10 protein-coding genes and 1 pseudogene are annotated in these 24,644 nt (G+C 46.7%); 2 read left to right on the forward strand and 9 right to left on the reverse strand.

Annotated elements, in window-relative coordinates; genetic code table 11:
* Positions 1-7: 7 nt before the first annotated feature.
* From RID53_RS29845 to RID53_RS29865, 5 genes and pseudogenes are all read right to left on the reverse strand, one after another.
* Positions 8-463 (reverse strand): annotated as a pseudogene (locus RID53_RS29845) (filamentous hemagglutinin N-terminal domain-containing protein); the annotation flags it as partial.
* A gap of 127 nt (positions 464-590) precedes the next feature.
* A complete protein-coding gene (locus RID53_RS29850; protein WP_446391546.1) occupies positions 591-836 on the reverse strand; it encodes a hypothetical protein in 246 nt (81 codons plus the stop codon).
* 46 nt (positions 837-882) lie between these two features.
* Complete coding sequence (locus RID53_RS29855) at positions 883-8,001, reverse strand: nSTAND1 domain-containing NTPase (RefSeq protein ID WP_446391547.1); 7,119 nt, start codon at positions 7,999-8,001, stop codon at positions 883-885.
* 115 nt (positions 8,002-8,116) lie between these two features.
* Positions 8,117-11,602 (reverse strand): caspase family protein, encoded by a 3,486-nt coding sequence (locus tag RID53_RS29860; RefSeq protein WP_446391548.1) that lies wholly within the window; start codon positions 11,600-11,602, stop codon positions 8,117-8,119.
* Between the two features lie 406 nt (positions 11,603-12,008).
* Positions 12,009-13,748 carry a ShlB/FhaC/HecB family hemolysin secretion/activation protein gene (locus tag RID53_RS29865; RefSeq protein WP_446391549.1) on the reverse strand — a complete coding sequence of 580 codons (1,740 nt, stop codon included), beginning with the start codon at positions 13,746-13,748 and terminating at the stop codon, positions 12,009-12,011.
* An 825-nt stretch (positions 13,749-14,573) separates the two neighbouring features.
* Here RID53_RS29865 and RID53_RS29870 point away from each other — a divergent pair.
* On the forward strand, positions 14,574-14,705 hold the full coding sequence (locus RID53_RS29870; protein WP_446391550.1) for a hypothetical protein: 132 nt from the start codon (positions 14,574-14,576) through the stop codon (positions 14,703-14,705).
* Here the strand turns inward: RID53_RS29870 and RID53_RS29875 are convergent.
* The 3 genes from RID53_RS29875 to RID53_RS29885 form a co-directional block, all read right to left on the reverse strand.
* The gene (locus tag RID53_RS29875) at positions 14,680-19,332 is read right to left on the reverse strand and encodes a two-partner secretion domain-containing protein (RefSeq protein ID WP_446391551.1); all 4,653 of its coding nucleotides are present in this window, start codon (positions 19,330-19,332) and stop codon (positions 14,680-14,682) included. The genes RID53_RS29870 and RID53_RS29875 overlap by 26 nt on opposite strands.
* An 813-nt stretch (positions 19,333-20,145) precedes the next feature.
* Complete coding sequence (locus tag RID53_RS29880) at positions 20,146-20,868, reverse strand: peptidylprolyl isomerase (protein WP_446391552.1); 723 nt, start codon at positions 20,866-20,868, stop codon at positions 20,146-20,148.
* 42 nt (positions 20,869-20,910) lie between these two features.
* Positions 20,911-21,084: a hypothetical protein gene (locus RID53_RS29885; protein ID WP_446391553.1), complete on the reverse strand. Its 174-nt coding sequence runs from the start codon at positions 21,082-21,084 to the stop codon at positions 20,911-20,913.
* 306 nt (positions 21,085-21,390) lie between these two features.
* Between RID53_RS29885 and RID53_RS29890 the strand changes: the two genes are divergently transcribed.
* A complete protein-coding gene (locus RID53_RS29890; RefSeq protein WP_446391554.1) occupies positions 21,391-21,693 on the forward strand; it encodes an STAS domain-containing protein in 303 nt (100 codons plus the stop codon).
* A 172-nt stretch (positions 21,694-21,865) separates the two neighbouring features.
* On the opposite strand, the gene RID53_RS29895 is transcribed toward RID53_RS29890, so the two are convergent.
* Entirely contained in the window at positions 21,866-24,562 is a 2,697-nt protein-coding gene (locus RID53_RS29895) for an NHLP bacteriocin export ABC transporter permease/ATPase subunit (RefSeq protein ID WP_446391555.1), read from the reverse strand.
* Positions 24,563-24,644: the final 82 nt, after the last annotated feature.

The raw sequence follows: 24,644 nt of genomic DNA on the forward strand, positions 1-24,644 counted from the left end.
CTACGTTTTGAAGTGCGGAGTGTGGGTTAATTGTCAACAACGGCGGCGCTTGCGGATTCGTCGCACTAAACTCACTCCCATCAGGAAACGTAAAACTATTGTCCGTACTCGCCACAAACGAACCGCCAACATCCAACCGCGCATTCTCACCAAACACAATCCCATTGGGATTAATTAAAAACAGATTCGCTGTACCATTTGCCCAAATCCAGCCATCAATATCGGAAATATTAGTCCCCGTCACCCGCCCCAAAATATTCTCAATATCCAACCCATTATTAAAAAACGCCTCACCCCCCGTCTGTACGGAAAACTCCTCAAAACTATGGAACAGATTCACTCCCCGCACTGTTCCCCCTTCTATCAAACAAACCGGACATCCCGTCACCTGAGAATTAACCGGGAGTGTATTATCCGGGACAATTTGCGCCCGCACCGCGCTTGGGGTGATGAGTACAAGCAGCCAGAAGGCAGAAGGTAGAGAACAGAAGGCTTTTTGGTTTCTGGTGTTGGCGTTTAATCTATTCTTAACAGTTGGGTGGTTGAAGCCGCGCTGCCCTAGACACTCTAAGACCATGCGACTGACGACTTTAAGATAGGGAATAACTGACTTCATAAACCTTAATCCTACCGCGTTGTTTACCTGTTTCTGTCTTCTGTGCTACATGAGTTTCTATAATTAAACAGTCTGCCAACTTTCCCCAACATCCCCCCTGGCTGGATTCAGGAGAGCGAAACGTTTTCGGTTGAGCTAGTTCCAGAATCTGATCAAAATCATTGGCTAATTTTACGTATAATCTGATACCTTTACCCAGTAATTTTCCTTCTTTCTCCACTTCAGGTTGTAGCTAGGTTAATTTGTCGTACTCTAAAGTCCAGTGGTTAAGGTACAGCAACAAAATCATAGCCGTAACCGGAACGAGAACCTGGCTCAATCGTGACAAGTTGACTCAAAGGATTGGTTAACTGATTTTTGCGATCGCCTGATGGTAAGAATTGTACCTTACCCGTTGCCCCATCAACACTAAAACTTTCTGAACGTAGGGTTTCAGCCACCCCTTGGCGAGTCGGATTCTGCTTCAGTGCCGCAATCAGGGCTTGGGTGGCATCATAAGATAAGGCGGTGCGCCAGCTTACATCTGCCCACCAAAGCTTTCTTGATGTTTCTGCAAAATTGGACTGAGAATTGCTAATATGCCAGGGAACGGCAATCATCATATCTTTGACATTTTCTTCGTCCTGAGCAACCTCCAAGAGTTTCGTACCATAGAACGCATCTCCCCCTAAAATAATTTGGTTCCCCCGCTTTTGTTTAATGATCTCAATCGCGTCGTCGATTTCCTCCCTGTCGAGCAACAATACCAGCACCTTAGCGCCTTGCTGCGTGGATTCTTGAACCGTTTGTTGGGCATCAAAATTAAGATCAGACAAGTCAAAGTCTTGCAAAACTTGCCCTCCTGCTGAACGCACAGCATCACCAAATGCTGACTTCAGGGATTGGCTATACTGACTTTGAGAATTATAGAAGACAACCGCGTTTTTCTCCTGGAGTTTATTTAGCATAGACTTAGCCAACGTTGTCGCCGTGGTATTATCGTCGGGTGCGGTGCGGAACCTATATTGATCGGAATACCAACGGGGTTTAAACCATTGCGTCGAGGTACTAACTGGAGAAATGGCGGCTAATTTTTGGGCTTGATAAACCTTTCCCGCCGCTAGAGTAACATCACTGGCAAAATGTCCGACAACCCCAAGCACGTCCGGATTTTTGCTCAATTCTTGGGCGATTTGTTTCCCGACTTTGGGATCGTTATTATCATTAGCAATTAATACCCGCAAGAATACACCATTAATCCCCCCTTCTCGGTTAATTTCATCTTGAGCTTGAGCCACACCGCGCAAGACTTCCAATCCATGATTTACAGTATTCCCTAGGGGAACCGATACGGCAATAGTGTAAGATTTTTGAGTGCCAATGCGAGCATTATTCAAGTAAATTAAAGCTTCGGGATCATTGCGGTTTTCCCGTAGGGATGTGGTGAGTTCATCAATCGCGGTGGGAAAAGCACCAGCGGCGATTCCTTGCACTCCGGCTTGCTTGTCCCGATTGGTGAGGCTGGGAACTAAGAGTTTATCACCCCCCCGACTTAGGATTCTCTGGGTGGATACAGCAATTCCACCACAAAGTTGGCGATTAGGGTTATTCTGAAAATAATCTCCGATTGTATTGCAGATTCCTGCCTTGAGAGCGTCTACATTACCTATTTGCCGCAGTTCAATCGAGCCATTGTTTCGACCAATTGCTAGGAATTTGCCATCCTGACTAAAGGCAACATTTGCAACACCTTGAGCCTGATGGGTGGAAATTAGGGACAGTTTCGCTTCAGATTTATCCGATGTATCCCATAGATTGAGTGTGCCATTCTGACCAATGGTAGCGATGATGTTACTATTGGGACTAAAGACTAAACGGGTAATACTGGTTTGCTGTGTGGGAATTTGGTCAAGTAAGTTCCCCTTTGTGTCCCACAGTTTTAGCAACCCTTGATTTCCAGCCGTTGCTATTTTCTTATTGTTGGGACTAAACGCTACACTTTGAATGGGTTGCTGGGTTTGGAATTGATCCACTGACTGATTGGATAGTTTACCCCATGAGACAGTCCACAGGTTCAGGATATTACCTTGTGCGGTTGCCAGTTGTTTCCCGTCTGGACTAAACGCTAAACCATTGATTTGTGTTCGACTTAGTTGGCTATTGGAGATATCTATAGGATTGAGAGTGTCATTCTGAATTTGCCACAGCTTGAGTTTACCATTACTGCCAATTGTGGCTAATTTCCGCTTATTGGGACTAGCAGCGAGACTCTGGATTTGTTGTTGCTGAGTGGCAAAGGACTTAATTTGGTTAGTGGAGATAGTCCAGAATTTTATCGTATCATCGTTGCCCACAATAATCAACGTCTCACCATCCGGACTAAAGGTTACATTCTTCACCCCTCCCTGTTGCTGTTGGACGATTTCAGTAGCCGGATTTAAGCTTACTGTACCATCCTCTCGGACATTCCAGAGATTGAGTTGATTGTTTTTACTAATCGTGGCGAGGAGTTCCTGACTCGGACTAAACTCCATACGTTGAATCGTCCCCTGTGTAGTCGAGAATTGAGCCGGACGGTTACTAGATATGTCCCATACCTTGACCGTACCATCTCCTCCCCCGGTCACCAATTGCCTGCTGTCTAAGGGACTAAAGGCTACACTATAAAGTTGTCCTTGTCCGGTGTCAAATTGTTCGACAATGGCGTTCTGGGTGATATCCCATATCCGGACTAACCCCGTCTCATCTTCCGCTGCACTTGCACTTGCGATCGCGAGTCGTTTTTCGTCTGGACTAAATGCTACGCTGGTGAATGTCTCATTGTCTGTTTTTGGAATGGGAAGTTGCTGAAATTGATCACTTTCTTCATCCCAAAGATTGATAGTGTCACCGTCTTTTCCCACGGTGACGAGATGTTCCCCATCGGGACTACTGGCTAAACCTTTAATCAGTCCTAAATCCTTGGGAAAAGATTCGGTACAATGTTTACCCGATGCTGTTTTTTTGAAGTCTCCCTCGTGAAGGGGGAAAAAGCGCGTCGTGCCATCTTCAAAAATAGTCATCATTCCAGCATATTCGTCGTCTTCAAGTTTATTATATCGCCAGTTGTCTTCATCCGGTTCAGTCCCATCATTGGTATCGATGAAGGCGAACACAATCTGAGTGATAGGATTGGGTAATGATTCGGTGTTCTCATCCGTATTGTTGTTTTCCTCATCACAGACTGGCATATCTGGCAGTGAAATTGTATCAATTTCCTCACCTGATGTATCTCGGATACTGATCTCACTATTCTCTCCACTGGTTAGCCAGAGATTCCCTTCTGGACTAAAGGCGATACTTTTAATATCTCCTGCATCTGTTTTAAATCGGGCAGTTTGTTGACCCAAATTATTCCAAAATTTTACAGTATCGTCTCCTGCAATAGTTGCCATTGTCTTGCCATCAGGACTAAAAACTGCACTCGTAGCGGTTATCCTTTGATTACTGGCTTCAATTGGTGGTATTTCTACAATAGGCTTGTCAAAAATCCGTTTGATGAATGACTGCCAAGTTCTATCGTGTAGCCTTATCGTACTATCTTCACCAATGGTGGCTAACCAGTTTTTATCTTCACTGAAGGCGATATCGTAGACAAGGGTTTGTTCTGTTTGAATTTCCTGCGGCGTTGGGTTGGCGAGGGTAGCTGTTCTACCATTCGTTTGAATTGTCCATAGTTTAATTGTGCCGCCATCACCACTGGTTGCCAATTTCCCGTCAGGGGTGAAGGCTAAGCTATAGACATTTCTTTTATCAGTGGGAAATTCTCCCAGTTTGTTGCCTGAGATGTCCCATAATCTGACAGTATTGTTTTGTCCAACAGTGGCGATAATATTCTTATTAGGACTGAATGCTATGTCTTTAATAGGTACTGTGAGTTGGTTGTTTTGAGTAGGTACTGTGAGTTGATTTTTTTGACGAGTTGCTGTCTGTTGGTTGTTTGGAAGTTGACCTTCTTGACCCAGTGGTGTGTTGGCGATATTTCTTGGGATACACTTACCCTGTTTAATATCCCATAGATTAACGGTGGTGGTTGGATTGTTCTGAGCGTCTTTTCTCTCTATAAGGGTTGCCAATAGCTTATTGTCATGACTAAAGGCTACACCAGAGATATTCCCTAGGTTAGCACCAGAAGGATTGGCTGGGTTAGTTCCAGAAGTATTGGTTGGATTAGCTTCAGAAGTATTGGTTGGGTTAGTTCCAGAAGAATTGGCTTGGTTCGCAATTGAACAGATTGTATTGTTTGAATTGTAATCTACGATGCCATCTTTTTTCAGATTCCACAGCTTAACTGTACCATTTCCGCCCCCCGTTGCTAATCGTTTGCCATCTTGACTGAATGCTACACTATAGAGCCGAGTTTGACCTGTTGAGAATTGGTCAACTTGATTGCCTGATTTATCCCAAAGTCGAATTGTGTCGCCATCACCAATGGTTACCAATTGGTTAGTTTTCGGATTGAAAGATACCTGCTCAAACGTCGCGCGATCGCTCTCTATGCGGTTGCGTTCTTTTACCGTATAAAAAGCCTTGTACATTGTTTCTTGAACTTCGGCTAACGCGGTATCAGGTGAGGGAAGCCACAGCAGTGGGTGTTTAGAAATCTTGACTGCCCGTAAAATATCGAGAAAGGCGCGGATATCGCGATCGGATTTTAAATTGCCTTCTGCGGATTCTCTCCACGCCAGCATTTCTTCAATTTTCGCCTGTCTTTGTCCCCAAACTGCAACAATGGTTAAAATGGATAATCCTGCGCCTATCAAAGCAAAAGAACACCAAACCCGATACGTATTTCTCCCTTTGTGGATGACACTTTCCCGTACAAACTCATCTTCGGTTTTATTGAACCAATTGTCTTGGGAATCCAGGAATAAATCCAACTGAGCCAGTCGAGGATCATTGTGCCAAAGGTAATTTTTTGAGAGCCCACTGGATTGCTGTTTAGCTAGACGAGCCTTTTTAACCTTGCGGATTGGATGCTGGGCTTGAGCAATGAGAAAAGCTTCAACTTTTTCCAAGCAATAAAAAAAGTATTTTATTCTAAATTTAGCTTTAGTTTTGCTATCTTTTTCTGGCTGATTGATTTCATGCCAATCATTCGCTACAGGAGTTAACTTGCGTTGTAAAATTAAATTTTCTTCCTGTTCATTTTTCCACTTCTGCAATTGAGCCCAGTTTTGTACTAAAGCATCATGTGCTGGCTCAACATAGGATTTACCTTCAGAATTCGTTCCCTGAACCAATAAACGTACCTCACAAAATTTGTCAATCACATTTTCCGCACGTTGATGTTCTGCCTCATCTGGATACTCTAGTTCCGATAAAAGTACCCGACGGCGAGCTTCATCACCCACAGCAACCATCCGTAGCATCACCTGACGCACTGTTTTTTCGTAGGCTTTATCTTTTTTAACCAGAGTTTTATACTCCTCATCGGCACGCTTGGTTACAGAACCAATGACTTTTCCTAATGCTTTATAATCCGCATCAGTTAAGGCTCGGTTTTCTCTTCTTTCTTTCACAGACTTCAGGTATAATTCACTGAGCGTGAAGGAAAGTAAGGGTAATCCTCCTGGCATCTGTACAACTTCGTTAATCAGATCATCAACCAGACTGGGAGGCTCAAAATATAATACTTTTTCCGATGCAGGTTTTTCAATGACTTCCCGCAATTCATCCTGAGTCATCGGTGGCACGACAAACCTGGCATTTTCCCAGAATTCTTTGAGGATACCCTCTTGAAACTGTGCTTCAAAGTCAAGCCGCAATGTAACCACGACATCGAAGCAATCTGGACATTGTTTAATCGCTTCTTTGAGGAGTTCCTGGAATTGCTGTTGTTCTGTGTGACTATCACCCGTTTTGTTTTCTGGGTTACTATCACTTTGACTAAGAGTTGCCAACTCTTCAAACTGGTCAATGACTAGCAATAATTGGTCGTTTGGATACCTTTTATGCCAGTCTTTAATCCAAATTACTAGAGCTTGTGAGTCTTTGGCAAACTCTTCAGCTATTTGAGTTGCATTTTGACTCGTTTTATCGGGAGTTGGCAAAACCTTTGCCAAAGCAGTTAGGGGACTGTCCCCCACGCGCATCTCTAAAATTTTATACTTATGATCCGCCACCAGACGCGGTAATAATCCAGCTTTCATTAAGCTGGATTTCCCAGTGCCAGAAACCCCTAAGATGACGGTGAAGGCTTGCTCTTCAGAAGCAACGTGAGCGCAAAGTTTATCGATTAGTTTGCTTCTGCCGTAGAATAATTTACTATCTTTTTGGTCATAGGATTCCAATCCTCGGTAGGGATTATTTTCTAGATTAAGGGGTGGTGCATCCTCTAAATTATCTCGGTTAAATCCGGGCAAAAGGAAAAAGAATTCTCCTTTTTGATGTTTTTTCAGCGGACACAATCCTGGGGTTTGGCGCTGGTAATGTTCTTCTGTGGTTGTCTCAACTTTTTCCCGTAGGTAATAATGAATCTCAGTCGCCGTGAGGATGTGATCTTGATTGAGATCAAAATTCAGATTAGAATTTTCATCAGTGGTTCCCTGTAAAGCCTCAAACAGAGCTTGAGCAAAGGGAGAATGTTTGCCATCTGAGGTTTTACCGCGTCGCGCCAAGGAATCCAAGGCTTTTTGATCGTCTGCGGCTGAGGTGATGACTTGCCATGCGCGATCGCTAATGAAGCGATCAAAACGTTCTTTATAGATTTTGACTCTCGGCTCAAGATCGCGACTGAGGCTTGCCCAGCGAAATGCTCCAGCAAAACAGCAGTCTAGAATGGTTAGCAAATGCCGACAGGGAAGTTCGAGTAAAGCATCGTGTAACTCCTGCATGGGTAAGTACGTGTTGTTTTGGTCTAAGATGGCATCTTGAGGAATCAGGTAGCCTGCTGGTCCATCCTGACTTTCTAGAGCATCTGAGGCAATTCCATGTCCAGCGAAGTAGAAAAGGATGCGATCGTCTTCACTAACATCTACTTTCCCTTGAGGAAGCGTTATTTGTTTACGTTTAAAGTCCTCAAGAAGTTGTTTGAATTTGTCAAGGGTTGCATCTTCGTTTAACAAAAGCAAAACTTCATACTTTTGTTGCTTTTGATACTTTTCAGTAAGCCGCTCATGTTGTTCTTTGAGAATGCGGGCAAGTTCTTCAGCATCAGGAGCGGCAGTCTGTAGGGGTGGGATGCGATTGTGATAGGTATTGATTCCGATAACGATAGCAAAATTCCGCTGAAAATTTTTCGATTTCGGCATGGGTACAGCCCTCTGATAAGAATGCCAATAAATTAAGATTTGCCCACGGATATCACACCCGTTACGGATAAAATAAACACCTGTGGGATCTGTGTAGGGGCGAGCCGCTTGCACTAATTAGAAACTCTATTTCACTCAATTTGCTCGGCTCGCCCTCTAACGTATCATTCTGAGCTTGGGAATGGTGCGTTACGCTTCGCTAACGCACCCTACATTTGGTTACATTTGGCTACCTTTGGGTTACCATTAAATTTGGCAAGATGTGAGATTTAGACTCTTGCGTCAAAGTTGTCAGTAAAGCCTTTAAGCCTTCTGGATGATTGAAATACGTCAAGTGATCACAAGCGACTTCTTGGATAAAGGGAGAAACACTCCATCCATCTGGAAGAGACTTAATGCTATGCACCGTTACGGCTATATCATTCGGTTCACCCAAGAACGGTAAAGCAACGGCTTTATCAAATAGCTTTTTCATTAACCGTTTGAGCAGAGTCGCTTTTTCCCCGTCTTCCTGCAACGCTGCTGGACTAATCGATGTATTCCCGGCAATAATGGAATAGGGAATACCTGGATCGTTACTGGTAGCTAGAGCCTGAATAAATTGAGAGTTGGGCTGCATTTGATCGAGCGCTACCTCAACGGTGTTCATCATCGCCTCACTCAGACTACCCAGCGCTTTCACTGGCAATGGTGTTTGGGAAAGACTATTTATACCTACAGCCATAACCATTGTTGCCCATTCTTTCACCGTTGCCCAAGGAGAACCAGCATTTGGTGTCCCCAACATAATCAAATGTTGGACAACTTTATTGCCTCCCTCTTGTTCAATAAACCAACGGGACACTAATCCGCCCATAGAATGGGCAACAATGTGCAGAACTTTACCATGGTTGGCTCCTAAACCGACAGCTTCCAGTTGCTTTTTCAACAATCGAGCATTCTCTTCAATTGGCGTGTTTAGGTTCTCATAGTCAAAGGTTAGAACGAGATCGTAAAGCTCCCGAATAGAACGGTTGTTATCCTCTACTTTTAGGGTCTGTTGCAGGCTAGATACCAAACTTTTCGTATCGCCAATAATCCCATGAATGTAGAGAACAATTCGCTCGGATTGGGCAACTCGCTTTTTAACCTCAGCGACATCGGTTTCATCCGTTACTTTCTGATCATCTCCGACTTCAGCTATGGCGAGGAGAGGATATTGAAATTCCAAACCTAGCTGCTCTCGCACCACTTTCTGAAAACAGATCCGAATCGCCCCTTTTAGATCGCGTTTTCCTTGACTCACGGGTTCTGGTAATCGCTCTAGCTCAATTTCTGTCTTGCCATTTTGAGTGGTTTTTCCTAAACCTAATGGCATAAAAAACTCACCGTCATAGCCAATTGGCAAAACATATTCATTGTCCTGTAATGGAGTGTCAACAACTAATTTCAGCGGGGCATCAGGGGTAACAACTGTATGGTTTTCTACATTATCTAGTTCCAGGATACTCAACTCTGGAGCCGTGCCACGACTAACGGCAAATTTAAAGGATTGAGTCACATGGGGATCGTCTTGAAAGATAGGTGGCACAATCTTATTTCCCACATCCCGACTTACCTGAGGTGCGGTGGTTAAACGCACATTAGCTTGTAAGCTAGGATGCGGCTGCAATTGGACACCTGTCTTTAATTCTTGCGGTTTTTTACTAAAAACTTTAATCGCATCCAGGGGACGAACTGTGGTGATAACAACTTCCTCTGTGTACCAATTGTCAAACCTTCCTTTGCTTCTGGGTTCCAGATCACGACTTTGAACCCGATTCATCAAACGATCAAGAGTACTTTGATTCGGAGATGATACATCTCTTTTTGTCAGTCGAGGAGTGTCAAGCGCCTCCTGAGTCATTAACCGGGCGTCAAACTCAGTGGTGCTGACAATTAATTTCATGATATCTTTGAATTCGGTAATCCCCTGCTCCCATAACTCGTCTGGCACTTTGGGCGCTATACCACCGTATTCTTCTAGAACCACAACTTCCTCCTCCGGCTGAAGCCGCACACTACCTGTGTCAGAAAACAGGGCTTGAACAGCGAAAAGGTCTGTAAGATCAACTAAGGTAAGGTAAAGTGTTTTCTTACTTGTATTAGTGAGTTTGAGGTTAAATGCAGGCTGTTCCCACTCACCGTAGCTGTCACTGTACTTGTATTCCAAACGAATTTCCTTGGATTGAGATAATTCCTCACCCTCCTCTGACAAGAACGTCATCTTTACATCATCCGGTTTTATTGAACTGGTAGGAGGACTGTGAAGTTTAACAATTGCATTCCATCGGGCAATATGTTCGAGGCGTTGAATTGCCTTTTCTGCATTCTCACTCGTATAGCCGTCAATTTGCTCTACTAGAGGGCGATCATCGGTGGGTCGAACAATTAAATATTGTTCATTACAGCACAGCAGGCGAAACTCTGCCTCAGCGAGTTCCTGTTCTTCACGCACATAGGCTGAGGGCTTGCCAAAACTTGCTGACTGCAAAGCTTGACGTGCTAAATTAACTCCCGCTTCTTCTCCCTGAAAATAAACGCCTAAAGGTGGTAGTGGTACGCTGGTAACAACGGCTTTAAACGTTCGCTCTTTGGTCAAGTTTTCAATACCGCTGATTTTCACCTTACTCAGCGATGGCAACACCTGAGTTACTTTAGCTTCACCAACAGATTGTGACGGATCATGCAAGTCTTGACAATCAAGTGGAAACAGGGTTAGGAGAGTTGTTTCCCCTTTAGCAGAACCTTTAACACCGTGGACAGCCCCCCCATCAATCACCCAACCATGGTCTTTGGTATACTGAACTGTGAAGTAGGGTTTACGTTCTGCGATCGCACCATCTAGGAAAAATCGGGTTTCATCCTCTGGATGGGTTACTTCAAACTGAGGGGATTGAGCTGAAACCTTGCTGCGGACTAAGGCATTGGCTTGCTTAAATAAGTCCCGATACGTCAACTTGCCATTGTTTCGCAAGGTTTCCATCAAGAGATAGGAAAAGGCTCCCTGCTGTTTGCCATCTACGGCGTCACTTGCTGTTTCGCAGTCCTGACAAGCGGCTAGGAGAATGTGGCGTCCTTTGGGTATCTTCCAACCACTCAGGTGATCTTTGGCGTCACCACGATTCACTGATAAACTTTCTAACTCTTTTGGTGAAAAGATGTAGCTATCCCGTGGGCGTTCGCGCTCATCTTTGCAGAAGCGACGCACCCCCGTTTCTTGCAACAAGTCTCTTGTTCCATTACCGGAATGACAGCAATCCAAGATAATACAAATGTGGGGATTTTTCTCGGCAACTTTAGCAATCAAGTATGCCAATTCTTTATCCGCTAAACCCCAGCAACCTTCAGCACGACTGTCATAACAAACTAACGTTTCTTCCAGTCGGTCTGGCTCTAAATGCCAAAACTCTTTGGGCGTTTTTGCTTGAGAACCATGACCACTGTAGTAGAACAGAACAATATCTTCGCTTCCTGCTTGACACAAATGCTGTCGAAAGCCATCAATAATTGCTTTACGGGTAGCCTCTTGGTTTAAGAGCTTGCGTATATGAGGCTTGTATCCGTCTGGTTGAGCAATCCGCTCTTTCAAGTACTCTTCTACGGCATTAATGTCATTCACACAGCCAGATAAGCTAGAGATGGGTTTAGGGTATTCGTTAATTCCCACTAGCAGCGCATAAAGATGGCGACTCATTTAAATTTCTCCTTATCAAAAATACAGAGTATTAGAAAAACACAAAAATTAGTGTTTTTGCTTAAACAAATGAATCAAGCTCGTATTTTTTTGTCTAGCTAATATTGCACCTCATTAGCCACTTAATTACTACAATAATTTAGAAAATCTCTAACATCATGCTGCTTTGTGTAAACAAAATTGCTTAATTCTGTATTTTGTGTTTCTTTTTAATACAGTTGTCTTTGCAGAAATCTGCAAGACAGAAGACAAAAAAATAGGGTGACGCGCCAGTCGTGGCATAGTACACCTGATTTGATGAATTAAGCTTATGTCCGAAAACTGTAGGGGTGCAAAGCGTTGCGCCCGATTTAAGGGTAAAGTCTATTCTGATTAACCCTACCTATCGTTGGCAGTTCTCGATATCTCAAAAGGGTTGATAACGCAGGGAAAAGTAGAGTCCATTGTCTTGCAGCGAGTCCCCTTCGTCATCAACGTCAATTAACGGGATGCCATAGTCGAGACGTAACGATAAATCGGGTGTAATTAACCAGTTTAACCCCAGTCCCAAGCCAGCAATCGTGGCGGGTTCAAGGGTAATGCCTTGGTTATTCCAAACGGTGCCAATTTCAAAAAATGGGGAGAATTGGAGTATATTAGGATCTGAGGTCACAGGCAGGCGAACCTCCACAGCACCCATAATCCCATTATCGCCCACCCGTTGATTGTGGGAATAGCCTCTGACGGTATCCACACCGCCGATGGTGAAGCGTTCTAGGGGAAGTAAAGCATCGGGGGTGAGTTGGGTATTGATTCGGGCGACGAGTAAGGCGCGGGGGGATAATTGTTCAACCCATTGAAATTGTCCAATCCAGGTAAAAAATCGCCCATCAATGCCGATATCATTAATCGTGGCATCAAAGGCATCAATGCCAAAACTAAATTGCGATCGCGCGGCTAAGACTCGTCCAGGACTACGATTGACCCAATCTTGATAAAATCGAATCACCGTTACTTTCGATTCCCCATCGTCGGGACCTTCGGAGAAGGAAAAGGGAATATCATCTAGGATATAGGTTTGGCTGCGACGCAAGTCGAAGGCTACACCAATCCCTAATTCTCGTTCTGGGGTGTAGATCAGGGGTTGGCGGAAATTGGCGGAAAGGTTGCGGCTTTCGCCTCTAATCTTTATGTCCTCGAAGGGTTCTTCAATAATCTGGCTGTTGGTATTGCTGTAACTTAGGGTTAAAGTGCCATCGCGGGCATTGAGGGGTAGGGTATAGTTCAGGTTGTAGAGGTTGACTCCTGAGGTGATGCCGTAGGTGGCACTGATGCGATCGCCAAATCCTAAGAGGTTATTATGACTGGCGTTAATACTATTCTGCACAGAACCCAGGCTGGAAGATTGGGTATTGGCGGTAGCTATACCAGCGCCAAAGGTGGGGGCTTCTTGGAGTTGGATTTGGAGGATATTTCGCCCTGGGGTACTTCCAGCAGTTAATTCAGCGTTGACTTGTTGGAAGAGGGGATTGAGTTGCAACAGTTGCAGGGTGGTTTCGAGGCGTTTTTGGTTTAAGGGGGGACGAGTAGCAAGTTCTAGGCGACGGCGGACATAGCCTTCTCGGAGGCGGTTTAATCCAGTGATTTCAATCTGTTCGACTTCCCCTTCGACGACTTGGATTTGAACGTCACCTTGGCTAAGTTCTTGATTATTGACGAGGAAGGCGCCAGAGGTGACATAGCCGTTTTCAATGTAGAGTTGAGTGATTCTTGAGCGGAGGTTGAGTAAGTCCTCGAAGCTGGCTTCTTGGTTTTGATAGGGTTCGATTAAGGCGGTAATTTCTGGGTGTAAGACGGTATTGCCAAGAACTTCTATGGTTTTGATCAAGATGCGATCGCGATCGCTTTCTGGGGAGGTAATATCTGGTGGGGGTTGGGAGGGTGGGGTTTGCAGTTGCGGTTGGGGAGGGGGTGTCGGGGGTTCTGAGGGGAAGGGTGAGGCGGGGGGTTGAGGTTGGATTTGTTCGATGGTTTCGGGTGTTTCTGGGGGAAGGGTGACGCCCGGTGGCGGTAGGGATTGGGCTAGGGTATTCTGGGTTAGGCAGGTTGAGAGAGTCAGGATCGAGATTGGTATAAGTATCCATCTTACTGTTGAATTGACCGTCATAAAAGCCTCCTAATAAAAGGCGTCAGCTTCTGTATTCTTGTTTTTCCGTGGAATCGGGCAAAACGGTAACGGCGCGATCGCACTGAACTCTACTATCAGGATAATCCCGTTAAGTCATTCAATGATAAATAGTTTGTGCCAAAGTACTGGTCTCAATTGGACAAAGTAATCACCCACATGACATCCTGTCTGTCTGATGGGAACAATTTTGATATGACGGGTGGATAATTGCATCCCCATTCCCTTTTGAGCCGGAAGTAGATGCATTAAACAGCTTTTTTGTCAAATATGCCTCGAAATGAGTCGATCAAATTGGGTAATGAAACCTGATTGTAGTATTTTAATTTTTCCGGCGCTAGGGATAATAAAATAACGCATGATCAAGGCGTTTCCGGAATAGTTGGTTAAAAATGGTTACAAAAATAACCCAATACAGCATAACAATAACGTTATACTACACCCTCAAACCCAAGTCAAATCAGGATTTGCCTGGGGCATTTTCTGCCTGCCCGAATTCCGCTTATCTTTAGACTATTAAAACCTAAACGTCAAAATTAAAAGTTTTACTTATATAGAGGGGCTTCGTCACCATGAAGCTAAGTTAAAAAGGAAGACAGCGCCCCAACAAACTAAATTATCAGAGTTGGTGGGGTGGTGCGATCGCGCGAGGATGCGAGAGCTTTTGTTGCACGGGAGAAGGGGAAGCAGATTTTCTTGCTCCCCTCTTGCTCCCCTCTTGCTCCCCTCTCCCAAGCTTGGGAGAGGGGCTGGGGGTGAGGGCTGGCGTGGGTGAGGGGTTCACCTTAAGTTGACGGGCGCACGTCGGTGGGGATTGGGCGCACGTCGGTGGGGATTGGGCGCACGTCGGTGGGGATTGGGCGCACGTCGGTGCGCCCCTACGTGGATAAACGGCAAAAATCTGTTGCCAATATTATTGATCGCATTCCCGACTCATGATCAATTCCCCATTGGGGAGTCGATATATCCCTGTGGGTTCGATAATCGGATCACCGATTTTCCAAGGGCGACGAGTTGAGGAGGAAGAGTCTTCCCCATCTCCCTCACGGGGAATTGACCGCACCGTCCCCATCTGATACCGTGTAACATAAGCATCCCCAGGGCGAAACGGGATACCCCCCGTACCCGTAATAAAGAAGCTACCCCGTTGCGGTTCATGGCGACGGGCGATGCAACTTTCGGCAATTAGTTCGTCGGTGTCGATTCCATTGCCCGATAACTGAATGAAGCTGTTCTCGATAAAGCCAGTGTCGGATGTGATGGTGATGACGCCTTCAACAGCACCGGTGGCATTGATATCCACGCGATCGTTATGATCTAAGGTACGAGGATCAGTGCCTTTGGGCGCAGGTTTGTAGTTTTGACCAAAGAAAGCGGGAGTGGTGAGGGTGATATCGCCGCCTTTTCCATCCTGGGCGAATGCCAGGATATCGCTGTCATTCAGGGCGATAATCGAGTCAGCCGTGAGGGTAATATTACCGCCACCGCCAGCACCTGAGGCAACGCGGCTGGTGATATCGCTATCTTCAAACAGGTGGATATCCGCAGCGGTAATCGTAATCGCCCCCCCCGCCGACTGTTCGGTTGAGGTGGCAATGGTGCCATTGGTGGCGGTGAGTTGTCCGGTATTAATCGTGATATTCCCAGCTTTAGCAACACCCGTCGATTGGGCGGATAACTGGGCTTGATTCAGGGTAAAGGATTCTGTGGCGTTGATGGTGAGATTACCGCCTAAGCCAGATGAGTTAGGGGAGGCGGTGGAAGCTGAGATGGTTGCACCATCGGCAATGGTGAGATTTTTGGTATCAATCGTCAGGTTTCCTGCTGCACCCTCACCCGTGGTTTCCACCGCAAGTGTACCTTGTCCGCGAATGGTGATGGCTTCCGGTGCGCTTACTTCCAGGTTTCCACCTCTACCACTGCCAGAGGTGGAGGCAGAGATGCGGGATTGGGGCGCTAGGGTAATGTCTAGGGTGGATTGATTCTCATAAGGTTTCAGGGTTAAAGTGCCGGCGGGGGTTTGTCCTTGGGTGTCGGCAAAGACACCGACGATTCCGGCTAAATTCATGGTGGAGGCGTTTAAGGTGATACTACCCCCGCCTTCGGGATTCATCGCGTCTTGGGTGGCGGTGGCGGTGATGCGGGCGGTGTCGGAGAGGGTGAGGCTGGGGGTATTCACAATAATATTGCCGGCTTTGCCCGTGTTACTTGTTTCTACAGACAGAACCGGGGAAAAATCATCCACACCCAGACCGAGATTTACGGCGGTGGTAGCATTAACGGTGATGGTGCCACTATCGCCACTCCCCTCGGTGAAGGCGAAGATTTCTGCTCCCTGGGCAATGGTTAAGGTGGAGGTATCTAGGGTAATCGTGCCGGCGTTTCCAGTTCCTCTGGTTTCTGTGGTAATCCTGCCTTCTCCCTGGATTGTGATCGCATCTGGCGCTTTTATCTGGATGTCTCCCCCGGTGGCTTGGGTGAAGGGGGAATTAGTGGAAGCCGAAATAGAGGTTTCTGGTGCCAGGTTAATCGTGAGGTTTTCTTGGGTGGGGTGGGATTGAAGGGTAATATTCCCCGCCTTGCCAGAACTTTCTGTGGTGGTGGCTATTTGAGCGCCGTTTTCTAGGGTTAATTCGGGGGTGGTGAGGGTAATGTTTCCAGCATTGCCAAAGGTTTCTGGGGGGGTTTGGGTATCGCTATTTTCTTCTGGGATGGTTTCGGCAAATAAACCGCCGCGTTGAGGTGTGTCTTGGTAGGAATATAAGCCTTGGAACGTTATGCCATTTCCGGCATTGATGAAGATATCTCCTGCATCTCCGCTATTGCTGGTGTTACTGATAATTTGACTATTATTGAACGTGACTCGACCTGGGCTAGTAATCTTGACTTCACCAGCATTATCGCTACCATTGGTGTCACTTTCAATAGAACTGTTGTTGAAGGTGAGATTGCCTGAACTGGTGACGGTGACATCGCCGGATTGTCCTTCACCGCCAACATCTAAGATTGTGGATACACTAGAAAATGGTACATCTACTTCCACCCGCCTGCTAGTGAGGATGCGGGTATTGGTCACGGATAAATCCCCAAACCCTGTTATTTCAACCGTTCCAGCTTGATTTGAAGACGATAGGGTTAAAATTTCCAGGTTGGTGATAGCGTTTCCAGCTTTTAAGGTGACATTTCCACCATTTCCGGCTTCTCCTGCTTCTGAAAGGGCAAAGGAAGCTAGGAGTAAGTTAGCAGAAGTGCCGATAATATCGCCATCTCTAGCAATGAGGGAAATCTCTCCCCCATTTCCGGCATCACCCTCCCTCGAGTAAGAGTAGGAGTTCACCCGTGAATCATCGCCAAAAGAGATATCGCCACCGCTCAAGCTGATTTTTCCCCCATTTCCATTGCCAGAATCAGAGGAAGAGCTGGAGTCAACCAGTGAGTCATCGCCAAAGGAGATATCGCCGCCGCCCAAGCTGATATCTCCCCCATCTCCTGCATTGCCATCACCAAAAGAGGAAGAGCTGGAGTCCACCCCTGAGTGATCGCCAAAAGAGATATCGCCGCCGATGAAGCTGATATCTCCCCCATTTCCATTGCCAGAACGATAGGAAGAGCCGGAGTACACCCATGAGCGATCGCCAAAAGAGATATCGCCGCCGATGAAGCTGATATCTCCCCCATCTCCCCCATCTCCAGCATTGCCATCACCAAAAGAGAAAGAGCTGGAGTCCACCCATGAGTTATCGCCAAAAGAGATATCGCCGCCGATGAAGCTGATATCTCCCCCATCTCCCGCATTGCCATCAAAAGAGGCAGAGGCGGAGATCACCCATGAGTCATCGCCAAAAGAGATATCGCCGCCGATGAAGCTGATATCTCCCCCATCTCCAGTATTGCCTTCAATAGAGAAAGAGTAGGAGAAAACCCATGAGTCATCGCCAAACGTGATATCGTTACCTGCACTCAAGCGAATCTCTCCCCCATTTCCGGTATCACCCCCACCCGAGTAGGAACCAGAAACTATCTCTTGGGAAACAATATTCCCCTGTGCCATCAGAATAATTGCTCCCCCATTAGCGGCATTCTGATTAAAATTGGGTTCAGGCTCAATAAAACCAAATTCATCTTTAACAACAGCACCGGATGCGGACAAGAGTTCTGTACTAAAAATATCCCCCCGACTATCAATCGTAATCGCGCCCCCATCCCCGCTTCTATTCATCGTATCAATCCGGCTAACTCGAATATCCCCCGCTAAATTCGACTGATACTGATTGGTTAAAAATACCACTCCCCCAGGATTCGTCACATTACCATCAATCCTTATATCTCCCCTCATCCCCATCCCCCCTGTACCGGGAACCATGGGCGAAAAACCAGCCGTTTCCCCTGTCACCCCCACTGTATCAAAAGCAGTTGTCCCCGCCCGAATATCCAGGGTTGGCTGTTTTGAACCATCAATCTCTATACGTGTCTCATCCGATAAAATCACCGTCTCCTGAATCGAATTATCAGAAGTATCTGTCCCCGTAATCTCCACATCCCCCGTAATCCTGACACTCCCCCCCGCTAAAATATGCAGAGAAGCTCCTTGATAACTATCAAAACTTACATCCCCACTGGCACGAATAATGGGATCTCCAGGACTAAATAAACGCCCCAAATTCCCATTCAACTGTTCAATCCGAAAACTTCCCCCACTCCAATACTGAGCATCCCCGCCCACATCAGCCGCACTTCGCAGCACCATATCCCCACCGGAAAACAACCCCGAATCGGGATGATTCAAGGCAAAAATATCAATCCCTTGATTTCCCGTTACCAGCAGATTTCCCCCAGCATCGGCGATAAACGGATTGGTCTGACTATCCCGAATCGTTACTGTATCCTGTGCTTGTAGGGTTAAATCTCTCCCCGAACCTAACTGTCCCTGTAAATCCAAATTCTCCCCATCTAAGGTCAGATTTCGTCCCGTGGTTAAATTCCCCCGATTCGTAATCTTACCCCCCGCCGCTTCTACCGCATTATAAAATAGCGCCCCAGGACTTACTGAGAGTAAACGACTACTCTTCGGTTGAGTCGCACTAAAAACCCCATCCTCCCCTAACTCTATCCCTGATGCTGTGGTGGCGACAAAAGACCCTTCTATATCTAAACTGGCATTTTCCCCAAATAAAATCCCATTGGGATTGAGTAAAAATAGATTCGCTTCACCCAATACCCCTAACCTGCCCAATATAGTCGAGACATTATCCCCAGTAACACGGGAGAGGATATTTTCTATCCCATCAGGATTGGCAAAATAAACCCCTCTGCCTTCGGCAATATTAAACTCTAAGAAACTATGAAACAGATTCGCGCCGCGAGTGGCGCCCCCATCAATTCTGTCGCTGAGTATCTCTCGTATTACATCAGGGGTAACCACAGAACTTTCCGCCCCCAGGGTATCATCCGGTATCACCTGGGCGACGACTCCCTCATTTCCCCCAGTTGAGAACATCCCCACCAACACCACACTACCGACAACCAAAGACTGCCAACGGCGAGTGAACCAGTCTAGAGTAATCATAGTAAACGTCTCCTGAGCGAGTAAGGGGATTGTTATCAACTTCAGCCGAGGGAAAATTAAGCTGTTCGGCATTTAAACCTTAATGTCAATCATGACGAAATCCTTGCCGTAGTGCGTTTAGCGAAGCCATGCCGCAGGCTTTAGCGAAGCCATGCCGCAGGCTTTGCATCTTGCTCGCTACATTGAGCATCTTGCTCGCTACTAATACCCAATTTAAATGCATGACAGCTTAGGTATCGGATACTACCAAATAACCCCAAAACCAACAGTGGGCAAACCAGCAAGGTTGAGTTGACACAAATTAAGGGAACCAAGCCCTGTTGATATAGATTTTTATACTATAAACCGAATTATCCCATAGTTTGACAAAAAAAGTAGCTACGAATAAAATCCACCTCAATAACCCAATTTTCCCACACCAATACCCACAGGTATAAAATAACAACACCACTCAACTTAAGCCACAACCCCCTCACCCCCAGCCCCTCTCCCGACCCCCCTCGTTCCCCCCTACAAGAGGGGGGATGACAGAGGATGCTTCGCTTTTTTTGCACGGGAGAGGGGAGCAAGAGGGGAACCATGTTGCTTTCCTTTGCGTGATACCAAAAACGTCTTTATTTAACTAACTTTCACAGTATGTGGCGTAACGAAGGGAGGTAAGTTTTGAGTGGGAGAGTGGGAGATTGTGTAGGGGCGGGTTTCACGACTATCTTGTCGGTTTCATCCAGATGTGACTAAACCCGCCCCGACCCAGGTTTCTAGACTTCCCTTAACAGTTCCCCTTCTCCCATAAAACAAAAGCGAAGCATCCTTTCACGTCAATCCTGCTTGATTCAACTGCTCATATAACCACGCCTCAAACAATTCATTCAGCAACCGCTGGCGCATCGCTTCATTCAACTGTGCTGGAATCAACTTCTCTAATCGGACAACAGTATACCCATCTCTTGCCGGTTGAGGCGACCAAACTTGACCCGATTGACTACTGCGAAGTAATCCCGCTAAATTAGGACTCAGACTACCCAACTCAACCGGACCAATCAATCCCCCCCATTTCGCCTCTGACCCTTGAGAAAATTCACGAGCCAATTCAGCAAAGATTTGTTCCCCTTTCTTCAGACTCAAATAAAGTTGAAACGCCACCGCAAACTCTCTCGTCCTTAAACAGGAATAAACCACTCGATCTAACTCTCGTTTCCGCTGACGGAAATAATACTCCAATTGATGTCCCCAAGTGGCTTGTTTAAACATTTCCAATCGAATCCGCTGCTTGAACACCGCTTCTAATTCAGTCTGACCCATCCCACAACGCTTTAACCACGCTTGGAATTCATCTTCCCCCTTCAAATTATTGCGTTGACAGAATAACTGACAAGCCTTACGGACATCCTCATCCGTACAATCAAAGGGCGCGATCGCCTGATTAATCAAACTCTCCCGTAACCCTGGCGGAATCAGCGATGCACGAACAACCATAGGCGTAACTTTTTTATCCGTACTGCGGCGGTTTGGGTGGTGTAAAAAGGTGGTCATCATCTTGCTTAAACCCTAAAAAAACAGGTAAAATTAACAAAGTATTTAACGAATCAGAATCATCAAGGCTGAATTCAAAGACTGTCCTAGATTCCCGTTTCGCCCAAACACAAATTCACTGTAATCAGCTAAATTATCAAGTCCTAAAAGGTTGAGAATAATTTCCGTGACTAGCCAGAGTGTGGTAGTAAAAACGAGCTTCTTCCAATGAATGTGCATGGCTTTTGTCTCCTCAACTCCCTGGCTTCCTGCGTTTCCGGCTTTCAACAGCGTTCATTACTTAACACAATAAAAAAAAGAGCTGGATTAGACACCCCCCTCTTCTGCCAACTTCCTGACACAATTGTGTTAACCGACTTGCCGAAAACTGCAATAGCCATGGCTAAATCCTGTAATTACTGGTTCTCAACCTGGCATTCAACCTGGTAGAAAACCTTAATCCCTTACCTCAACGAGTTGTTTATTGTAATTATCAAATGAATCCTAATAATTTAAACCCAACTCAACCATTCAGCCAAATATATGATGCAATTTAAACCCACTACTCCCTCAACCCTACGACCCAGCACCGTAGTACTCAGACCCAGTGGTTGTCTAGATAGTTCTCGCAGTCCCGCGTTTAGGAAGTCTCTAGAACAAGCCTTAGAATTAGCAACGGATACCGTGATTGTAGATTTACTATCCGTCAACGTAATTAAAGCCGAAGGAATTCGCAGCCTAATTGCAGGGATGAAACAAGCCGCTGCATTGGGAAAAACCCTATCTTTAGAATTTGTGGACGCCGTGACGCGGATGATTTTAGAAGAACAATTGCAGAATTTAAGCTGATAAGTGTCATTCGTCATTGGTCATTCGTCATTCGTCATTCGTCATTTGTTAGGGAATGGGGAATGGGGAATAGGGAATGGGAAAAAGGTAGAGTTTTGAGTTAACTTCCCTATCTCCCCCAGCTCCCCCTACTCCCCCTACTCCCCCAGCTCCCCCCATCTCCCCACCAGCCCTAAACCATTTGCCGAACCATCAACTGAGCAAATAACCCCTCCACCGCCGCCAACTCCTCAAACGTTCCCTGTTGCACGATCCGCCCCCCTTCAATAACATAGATACGGTGAGCATGGCGAATCGTGCTGAGTCGATGGGCAATCACTAGCCGAGTCACCTGTAACTGATCCAAACTTGCACTGACAATCCCTTGAGTGCGATTATCTAACGCACTGGTCGCCTCATCAAAGAGTAAAATTCGCGGTTTCAAGACCAACGCCCTGGCTATCAATAACCGTTGCTGTTGTCCCCCCGACAAATTCCCGCCCCCCTCACTAATTACCGTATGCATTTCCATCGGCATTGCTGCAATATCATCCGCTAACCCCGCCATCCGCGCCGCGTCCCAGGCTTCATCCAACGTAATTTGAACCCCACTGGCAATGTTCTCAAAAATGCTCCCGGACAAAATCCGACCATTTTGCAGCACCACACCCAACTGTCGGCGCACGGCGTTAATATCTAGCCCCGATAAGGCTTGACCATCATAATCAATCGTTCCCGACTCCGGGGTTTCAAATCCCAGCAATAATCGAAACAGCGTCGATTTCCCACTCCCAGAACGCCCGACAATGGCAATAAATTCCCCAGGTTCGGCATGAATACTCAAATTATCCAGGATCAGGGGAGCATCATCCCGGTAGCGGAAGCTCACCTGATTCACCCTAATTCTACCCATCAGTTTACCAGGATCTGCCTTGCTTAAACTCACCTCAGGTCTCGTCTCGACAATCGGCTGGAGACGTTGCCATTGGGGAATCACTTGCAAAACGTCCAGCGTTGTGTTACTTAAATCCGTAACCCCTTTAATAAACGTGCCAAATGCAGTGTTGAACGCCAAAAACGTGCCAATGGAGAGTCCCACATTCCCTGGGGTTTCCGCCGCCTCCAGCCGTTGCATCGTCAACCCAAACAGTAATCCCGATGCTAGGGTAGGCATGACCGTATTGAACAGCGTCACACTATCCTTAATCTGCTGCGTACTCAGATTCAGCTTCACTTGGCGACTATAGTTGTTACTCCACGTCGCAAACGCCCGCCCTTGGGCACCGGCGATGCGGAGTTTTGCCATACCGTTAATCAACTGCACCGTCTGTCCGAAAATTGTCCCCTGCAGGGTTAGCAGTCGATAGGTTTTACCCACCAGCAAGGAACTCGCGATGAGAGTCAAGGCAATTGCTACCACCGCCACGACAACCGCCACCCAAGCCAATGGTACACTATAGTAAAATAACAGCGCCAAATTCAGCAATGCCAACCCAGCGCCAATAAAATGAATCACCGTCGTACCACCGAGTTGGCGGCGGATTTGACTAATGGAGGCGACACGAGACTGTAAGTTCCCCGCACTGTAGCGGCGGAAAAAATAGACCGGTAAATTCAGCAATCGCTCCCAGACAGCCGCTTGGGTAGAGGTATCAGCCACCGTTTCCACTCGCAGCAGCGCCAACCCTTGAGCAAACAGAAACAACGCCATTCCCATCGCCGCCACCAACAGTCCCGCCCCAACTTGCCATAATAAAGTGCGATCGCTATTCGGAATCGCCTGATCCATTAAAATAGCCGTAGCTTGAGGCGTCAGCATACCCAACACCGTTGCGGCTATACCGGTGCCAAGAACCATGGGCAAGTCCTGAACCCGCCCCTTTATGCTAAACTGCAAGACATCCCACGCCGTCAGCACCTTATCCGGCAGCGTCCGATAAAACATCCAGGCAAAAGCCGTCAAGGTTGAGGCATTCCGGGCAGTTACCGCTGTACGAGTCCCCAGCACGGGGTCAAAGATATCATAGCCCGTGGCTTTCCTGGGCAACAGCACAACAAGCTGATTATCACACTGTCTGTAGGCAACTAAAGCCCCACAATCCTTTTTCCACCAATCCTCTCGCAACAACACCCGCCGCATCTGAATCCGAGAGGCTCGCATAATCGCCTCCAACGGTTCCCTCAGCCGCTGGACATCTTCCGATTGACTCCCAGGGCGGATGGGGACACCCAACGCTTTTCCCACTGCACCCGCCGCCACTAACAAGGGTGAAGGGTTCAGGGAATCGGAGGTGGCTGGGGTTGCCAAGGTTGATGCCAATTCCCCGATGGCTTGGGCATTTACCTGACGATTCAGACATTCCTCGGCTTCCAGGCGTTGCTGGTGTTCGCGGTACTCGCGTTCTTCCTGGCGCTGAATCTGGTCAAATAACTGACCATGAACCTGGGATAACGTTTCCACCAGCGCATCAGGTTTAGACGTAATTTCGGCAACTCCCTGACATCGGCTCTCGGTTTCGCGATCGCAGTATACCGTATAAACCTGTTGAAGCCAACCCGCTATCCAGTTCCTGACGTTATCATCCCCCGTGGTAATTAACTGGCGAAACCATGTCCCGTCCAATTTTAGCAGCTCGGTCTCCCCAATCGGTACAACCAACAACTGGCGAAAAGACCCAGAAGCGGTGCCAAAAAGTGCCGCGCCAGAGTCACAACTAAATAGATAACGCCGAATTCCTTCTATCACACCTTGGTTTACCTTAACGGCAAATAGGGCAACAGAACCCGACTGCACCAGCCAAACCGTCTGCGGGTCATCTAATAAGAATGGCTGATTTCCGTTAATTTTGTAAACTTGTCCCGGTAATTCTCGAATGGTTGGTGAAATCATGGGTTTTGAAGTAAATTGATTTTAAAGTTAACGGTTGAATAAATTCAAGTCATAAACTCGGCAAAAGGGGCGGGTTTAGTCG

The sequence above is a fragment of the Coleofasciculus sp. B1-GNL1-01 genome (genome assembly GCF_040220235.1).
Taxonomy (GTDB): Bacteria; Cyanobacteriota; Cyanobacteriia; order Cyanobacteriales; family Coleofasciculaceae; genus Coleofasciculus.